8 protein-coding genes and 1 tRNA gene are annotated in these 7468 nt (G+C 44.6%); 8 read left to right on the forward strand and 1 reads right to left on the reverse strand.

The genetic code is table 11. The annotated features are described in order from the left end of the window. The first annotated feature begins 131 nt into the window (after positions 1-131). Complete coding sequence (gene pheT, locus V2H45_RS24160) at positions 132-2582, forward strand: phenylalanine--tRNA ligase subunit beta (protein WP_330486254.1); 2451 nt, start codon at positions 132-134, stop codon at positions 2580-2582. A 103-nt stretch (positions 2583-2685) separates the two neighbouring features. Here the strand turns inward: pheT and V2H45_RS24165 are convergent, their stop codons facing one another. Beyond that, on the reverse strand, positions 2686-3120 hold the full coding sequence (locus V2H45_RS24165) for a hypothetical protein (protein WP_330486255.1): 435 nt from the start codon (positions 3118-3120) through the stop codon (positions 2686-2688). A gap of 223 nt (positions 3121-3343) precedes the next feature. On the opposite strand from V2H45_RS24165, the gene V2H45_RS24170 reads away from it, so the two are divergent. The 7 genes from V2H45_RS24170 to V2H45_RS24200 all read left to right on the forward strand — a co-directional run. After that, positions 3344-3415, forward strand: a tRNA-Val gene (locus V2H45_RS24170). Positions 3416-3575: 160 nt separating this feature from the next. Further along, on the forward strand, positions 3576-5528 hold the full coding sequence (locus tag V2H45_RS24175; RefSeq protein WP_330486256.1) for an N-6 DNA methylase: 1953 nt from the start codon (positions 3576-3578) through the stop codon (positions 5526-5528). Beyond that, the gene (locus V2H45_RS24180) at positions 5525-6004 is read left to right on the forward strand and encodes a PIN domain-containing protein (RefSeq protein WP_330486257.1); all 480 of its coding nucleotides are present in this window, start codon (positions 5525-5527) and stop codon (positions 6002-6004) included. The genes V2H45_RS24175 and V2H45_RS24180 overlap by 4 nt, the downstream gene beginning before the upstream one ends. Continuing rightward, a complete protein-coding gene (locus V2H45_RS24185; RefSeq protein WP_330486258.1) occupies positions 5991-6185 on the forward strand; it encodes a hypothetical protein in 195 nt (64 codons plus the stop codon). Before V2H45_RS24180 ends, V2H45_RS24185 begins: the two co-directional genes overlap by 14 nt. Before the next feature lie 47 nt (positions 6186-6232). Further along, the gene (locus V2H45_RS24190; protein WP_330486259.1) at positions 6233-6343 is read left to right on the forward strand and encodes a DUF433 domain-containing protein; all 111 of its coding nucleotides are present in this window, start codon (positions 6233-6235) and stop codon (positions 6341-6343) included. An 88-nt stretch (positions 6344-6431) separates the two neighbouring features. Further along, positions 6432-6665 (forward strand): DUF433 domain-containing protein, encoded by a 234-nt coding sequence (locus tag V2H45_RS24195; protein ID WP_330486260.1) that lies wholly within the window; start codon positions 6432-6434, stop codon positions 6663-6665. Positions 6666-6726: 61 nt separating this feature from the next. Next, on the forward strand, positions 6727-7468 hold a 742-nt coding region (locus V2H45_RS24200), incomplete at its 3' end, for a type ISP restriction/modification enzyme (RefSeq protein ID WP_330486261.1).

Raw genomic sequence — 7468 nt, forward strand, 5'->3', positions numbered from 1 at the left:
ACAACTGACAACTGACAACTGACAACTGACAACTGACAACTGACAACTGACAACTCCAAAAAACTAAAAGCTGTCTCTCAATTGTGGCAAAATTAAACCGAATGGCAACTCAGCATAGTTTTAAGTTTTAAATGCGTATCTCTCTAAATTGGCTTCGGGAACTTGTAGATTTCGATCTGTCCCCACAGGAACTGGCAGAAAAGCTAGATATGGCTGGCTTTGAAGTAGAGTCAATTGAAGACAGACGCACTTGGGCAGATGGGGTGGTTGTGGGCAAAATTATCACCGCCGATCGCCATCCTAACGCCGATAAGTTGCAAGTATGTACCGTTGACATTGGGGCAGTAGAGAAACTCACTATTGTCTGTGGTGCTGCCAACGCTCGGCAAGACCTATATGTCCCCGTTGCCACCATTGGTACCTATTTACCCATTGTCGATCTAAAACTGCGCCCCACCAAACTGCGGGGCGTTCGATCGGAGGGCATGATTTGCTCCCTAGCCGAACTAGGGCTAGCCAAAGAATCTAGCGGTATTTATGAATTTGAAGAGGGCATTCCCCTAGGCACAGATGTTCGTCCTCTGCTGGGGCTAGATGATGCCATCTTGGACGTCTCATCCACAGCCAATCGGGCTGACGCACTCAGCATGGTTGGTATTGCCCGTGAAGTGGCAGCCCTACTCGGTAAAGATGTTTGCTTGCCCCTCGCTACGATCGAGCATCAGCCCAAAAAGTTAGAATGGGTCGCGATCGCTGATGCCAAAGCCTGTCCTGCCTACATTGGCACGTTAATTCAAGGCGTGAAAGTTGCACCTTCGCCTGAGTGGTTGCAACGTCACTTAGAAGCAGCAGGAATGCGGTCGATTAACAATATTGTCGATATCACTAACTTCATTCTCTTAGAGTGGGGACAGCCGCTCCATGCCTTTGATGCCGATACATTGGCAGAAGGGATTAACATTGGCGTGAGATTTGCCAAACCCAAAGAAAGCCTCACCACCCTCGACGGTCAAGAGCGTGCTTTGCACAGTCAAAACTTGGTGATTACGTCAGGGGATATTCCTGTGGCGATCGCAGGTGTGATGGGCAGTGAGACCAATGAGGTTTCAGAAACTACCACCAACATCGTTTTAGAAGCAGCCCTATTCGATCAAGCCACAATTCGGCGATCGGCAAGAGCCCAAGCCCTACGCACAGAAGCTTCTGCCCGTTACGAACGCGGTGTCAATGCCGCTGCCCTAGAAATTGCCAGCGACAAAGCCATCCAAACGATCGTACAGCTTGCGGGTGGCAAAGTTGTCGAGCAGAGTACGGTCGATTACCGCGCCCCGATGACACGTACGATTGAGCTGCGCCTCGAAAGAATTTTGCAAGTACTGGGTGAAATTGAACTAGAGAACGGCACGATTACCTATTTAACCGAGGAAGATGTCGAAAAAACCCTGCGATCGCTTTCCTTTGAACTAGAGCGGATCAAACCTGCCGAAGAATCGGCAGAAGCATCCTCGGATGAGTCCGAGTCCTCTGAAGAAAGCACCACGCGTTGGTTGGTGAAAGTTCCTTCCTATCGCTATGCAGACATCGAGCGAGAAATTGACCTGATCGAAGAAGTTGCGCGGATCTATGGCTATGACAAGTTTTGCGAAACCCTGCCCGCTCGCACAGAGCTAGGCTATCTATCTACCGATCAGATTTTGCTGCGTCAAGTGCGCTCAGCCCTGAGGGGTGCGGGTCTAACGGAAGTAATTCATATGTCGCTCTGTAGTCCCAGTAGTTCCGATCAGATTAAAATTACTAATCCTGTGGCGACGGAATATAGTGCCCTGCGCCTAGACTTGCTTACAGGTTTGATCGATGCCTGCGTCTATAATCTCAGCCAAGGGAACGGTATTTTAAATGCCTTTGAAGTGGGGCGCGTCTTTGGAAAGGATGAAGAAGGCAGTGGCGAAACCGATCACCTTGCTGGAATTTTTGGTGGCGACCCCACCGTAGGCACTTGGCAGCACAACACCCAGCCTTACGATTGGTATGCAGCCAAAGGGTTACTAGAAACGGTATTTCACTACTTAGGTGTAAATGTCGAGTTTCAACCCGATCAAAAAGACGATCGCTTGCACCCTGGTCGCACCGCTTCGCTGTGGATTTCGGGCGAACGATTGGGTACTTTCGGGCAGTTGCATCCTCAACTGAGAGCGGAGCGAGAGTTACCCGAACAGATTTATGCCTTTGAACTAGATCTCTATGCCTTACTAGAAGCGATCGCACGGAAATCTATTCCCGTATTTAAGCCTTACTCCACCTATCCCAGCAGCGATCGCGACATTGCCTTTTTTGCACCGTTTAAGACCACAGTTGCAGAGATTAAGCGATCGATTACGAGTGCGGGTGGAGAGTTGTTATCGTCTGTCACGTTATTCGATCAATACACAGGTGAAGGCGTACCTGAAGGTCAGCGCAGCTTGGCATTTCGCTTGGTCTATCGTGCCAGCGATCGCACCCTGACCGATGCTGATATCAATCCCGTCCATCAAAAAGTACGCGATACCCTAGAAGAAAAATTTAGAGTGAGCCTGAGAAGTTAGAAAAATGGTTATCAGTTGTCGGTTTTCAGTGATTGATTGTTCGTAATTCGTAATTCGTAATTTGACTGAAAACAGATAACTTTCTTAACTGACAACTCCCCACTTATTGCCCAGAACACTGAGCATTTTTCTTGGCTGTTTCGCGAACATTTCTATAGAGCGATGCGATCGTGGGCTTGAGGGCTTCGGCGTCTAGGTTTCTTGTCATTAATTTCGCCAAGCTTAGTGCTGAATTGAGCATCTGTGTCTGCTTGGTATCTAAGAAGCTCATTTCCGGTACATTGACATCTTGAAGTCCCTTTGCAGTTTGCACGATCGCCTTGGCAACTTCGCCGGGCGTCACCATGGTTCCAGCCAGATCGATCGCCTGCGCTGCTACTTGCTGAGCTTTACAGTCTATTTGGCGATCGCCTTGGATTGGCGTTTCAGTGGCTGGAGCAGTTGGTTTTGGCTCAGATTTATCAGCAAAACTTGGGGCGATCGGGGTTGCGAGTAAGAGAATTGCCCCTAACGCGAAATATTTTGTAAAATGTAGCATTGGGTTTCACAGGGTTGCGAGCATCTTTAGTGTAGCTTTGAAAATTAGCGTAGTTTTAAAATGGTCTATATCGATCTTTAATTATTTGTCATTGTAGTCAGGGATTCTAGCCCTTGCAGGCAAGATGCCTACGCTACAAATTCATGACAACTTAATTTAGGATTGCTATACATTCTCATATTGATGCAAATCTGCTAAGATTGTTCCTCACCAAATTAATCTGGGGCGATTAGCACAGTGGTAGCGCACTTCCTTCACACGGAAGGGGTCACTGGTTCGAATCCAGTATCGCCCATATTAAAGAAATCGTTGAAAACTAGGGATTGCAGACACTTCTGAGCTTTTTGTCTTACCAAAAATCTTCCTAGGTTTGACTATGAAGAAGAAAAATTGGGCATTTTTGGACAGATTTGACTACGAGCTGAAGATTATTAAGGTTATGAAAGGACGTGCTGATGCCAGAAGGACTAGACCAGATTCAAGCGATCGCAACGGGTACGCAAGCAGACCGAGTTGAGTCATTGCGAAAATTTCTTGGCTATCCCTTGAAACAACGCGATCCTTCTGGGTCTAGGTTTTGGTATTTACGAGCGGGTAAAGATGTGTCAGAAGCGGGTGAAACCTGTCCGATCGCGGTTGGTTTTTATGCTGAATGCGATAGCTTGACCCATGGCGAACTCAAGATTTTCTTAACTGATAAAGCCGAACAACAAGAAATTTACGGACATTACACCAATCAGATTGCCGAGATGCAACCTGTGATGTATTTGCTGTTGCCAGAAGGCGAACAGAGAGGGAGGGTTGCCTTTGTATTACCGATTGAGGGAGGAATTCGTCAGCGTCAGGTACGAACGTTTGCATGGAACGAGAAAGATTTAGAAGTGCGATTGAGCCGATTACAACAGGAACAGCTACCGATCGCTGAGAGAGGCTTGGCATTAATCCCATTGGTGGAGTGGGTATTTTATGAGGCTGCACAGACTGCAAAAGAATTGGCTCAGCTTTTGGCAGAGGTGACACGACGGATCGAGCAGGCGTTACCCCTTGCCTATCAGGCAGAGGGGGTAGATGGATATTTGCACAATCTACTACTGAGTTTTCAGCGTGAGTTGTTGCCGAGTTTAAAACTATCGGCTGAGAGTGAGAAGGACTATAGCTTTGCAGATATTTACGCGCAGACGATCGCCTATGGGCTATTCACTGCAAGGGTATTTAGTCACGTTCGCGACCCGAAGGCAGATTTTAACCGTAAGGATGCATGGGAGCAGTTACCAGAAACCAACCCATTTTTGCGACGTTTATTTCGTGATGTGTCAGAGCGATCGCCTGAAGAATTAGGGGAAGAGCTGATCGAGTGTATTGCTGAGGTGTTTGGTATTCTGAGAGCTGCCAAGATGGATGCGATTCTCTCAGATTTTCGACAAAAGATGAATCGCGAAGATATTGTGATTCGATTTTATGAGGATTTCTTAGCGGCATACAAGCCTCAAATGCGCGAGCGGCGAGGGGTTTACTACACACCTGAGCCTGTGGTGTCGTACATGGTGCGTTCTGTCGATATTTTGCTCAAAGAGAAGTTCAACAAGCCGCTAGGTTTAGCCGATCCAGAGGTGATGATTCTCGATCCTGCTTGTGGGACGGGAACGTTTTTGCTGTGGATTTTTAAATTGATTGAGGAGCGATTTAAGAATGATGCTGAGGCTCAATCGCTGATTAAACAAAAGCTAGGCGATATCTCATGGTCGGACTATGTAAAAGAGCATCTGTTGCCGCGTGTGTTTGGCTTTGAGTTACTGATGGCTCCCTATGCGATTTGTCATCTCAAACTAGGGCTGTTTTTAGAGGAGTCAGGTTATCAGTTTGGTAGTTCTCAAAGATTGGGTGTTTATCTGACCAATACGCTAGATGATGCTGCGAAGAAATCTGCAATGTTGTTTCAAGAATTTGTTGCTGATGAGGCAAATGAGGCAGCAGGAATTAAGCTTGATATCCCTGTAATGGTAGTGATTGGCAATCCTCCTTATTCAGGACATTCTGAAAATAAGAGTGAGTGGGTGGGTGGATTAGTCAAAGATTATTATTTTGTTGATGGTTTACCACTGGGAGAGAAGAACCCTAAATGGTTGCAGGATGACTATGTTAAATTCATTCGCTTTTCCCAGTGGCGAATTGATAAGACGGGGACGGGTATTCTCTCGTTTGTCACCAATCACGGCTATCTCGATAACCCAACATTTCGGGGAATGCGGCAGAGTTTAGCCAAGAGTTTTAATTGGATTAGGATTTTGGATTTGCATGGAAATTCTAAGAAGAAGGAAACAGCGATCGATGGTTCAAAGGATGAAAATGTATTTGATATTCAGCAAGGTGTCGCAGTTTGTATGATGGTAAAGGAGATAAATGCATGAAATATCGAATTTACATGGATGTTTGCTGTCTAAATCGTCCTTTTGACGATCAATCACAACAGCGAATAAAACTTGAAGCAGAAGCGATTGATGAAATTACGCTGCGATGCGTATCAGGAGACTTTGTTTTGATAAGTAGTACTGCACTTGAGTCTGAAATTGCTCAAAATCCAAACCCCAATATGGCAGATCAGGTTATGGAGGCTTTGACGATCGCACAAGATAGAATAATAGTCACAGAGTCTATTGTGAGTAGGGCTATGGAGTTAATCTCATTGGGATTTAAGCGTTTTGATGCTTTACATCTTGCCTGCGCTGAAAGTGGAAATGTTGATGTTTTTCTGACAACTGACGATCGCTTGCTCAAGAAGTCAATGGTCTATGAAAAAACAATGAGAGTCAGCGTTGCTAATCCTGTCATCTGGTTAATGAATATTGCAATACAAAAAGGAGGACAAAATGATGACCGCAGTTGAACTTACAAGAAAAGGCTTTAAGGCTTTGGTTGATACGCTTGGCTATGTTGATGCTGTCAGGTTTTTGAGACTATTTGACCAGGGAAGTGGTGACTATACTGCCGAGCGTCATCAATGGCTAGATCGGATGAGTATGGATGATATTTTGGCTGATATTCGTAAGCGACAGGAAAATCCTTGAAGTGCTATTGACAAATAAATTGCAACAGTAATAAGGAGCCTTAAGCTATGACAGTAACTATTGTTGATATTGGTACGCCGATCGTTCGCGATCCTGATATTTGCGGAAATCGCCCTCGCATCGCAGGAACGCGAATGACCGTTGGCAACAGGGGCTAACAGAGTACGAAGTACTGGAAGAACTACAGTAATGTACCTGCTAGACACAAATGATGGAACCTGTAGCACTTTCTGATAAGGAGTAATGATGAAACAGCTAACGAGAATCACGTTTAACTCTGAAGTGATAGGCGGCAAGCCTTGCATACGAGGCATGAGAGTTACAGTTGGGACTGTGGTGGGTTTGATGGCAGTAGGACGAACAATTCCTGAGATCCTAAAAGCTTATCCTTATCTTGAGGAGGCTGATATGTATGAAGCGCTTTCCTATGCTGCATGGCAATCTGAGGAAATAGAAGTCCCTTTATGGCTGGAGCTTTGATAACCGTTGACGAACCGAAATCTAGAGTTCGTATTCTTCCTATTACCAGAAATAAATAGAAATGTCTGATATTCAACACGCACATTTGTATGGGACGAGAGAGGCTAAGTATGAGTGGCTGTTGAGTCATGATGTTTTATCTACAGAATGGAAAGATATCGCTCCACAAAAGCCATTTCATCTGTTTATTCCACAAAATGACACTCGCTTCATTGAGTATGATGGAGGTTGGAAAATAACAGATATTATGAATACTAATGGATGGGGGATTGCAACAAGAAAAGATTATCTTTTAGTAGATTTTTTAAAAGATAAATTAGTTGAGAAATTCATTGACATAAAAAATCTAACCGATGAAGAGGCAATAGCCAAGTATGAAGTAAAACAGTCACCACATTGGAATTTTTCAATTGCAAAGAATTTAATGAGTAGAGATACCATAACTCATGTTAAATCAGTACTCTTTAGACCTTTTGATATAAGATTTTTATACTACGAAAAATGTATGATTGAACGTGGTGATCATCGATATGGTCTCATGTCCAATATGTTTCATGAAAACATATCCCTAATCACAGTAAGAAGATCAGAAGAGTCTGACAACTGTAATCACTTCTACTGCTCTGACACAATTTCTATTCTGCATTCTACTTCGGCTAAAGAAGGAAACTTTATTTTTCCTCTCTATATTTATCCTGACTTAGAAACTTCTCAACAATCAACTTTTATAGAACAACGTCGTCCTAACCTTGGCCAATTCAAGGATGAAATGCAACGGGGTCTGATGAAGCAAAGAATACTTC

Origin of the sequence: Tumidithrix elongata BACA0141, assembly GCF_036349135.1 — a bacterium.
Taxonomy (GTDB): Bacteria; Cyanobacteriota; Cyanobacteriia; order Pseudanabaenales; family Pseudanabaenaceae; genus Tumidithrix; species Tumidithrix elongata.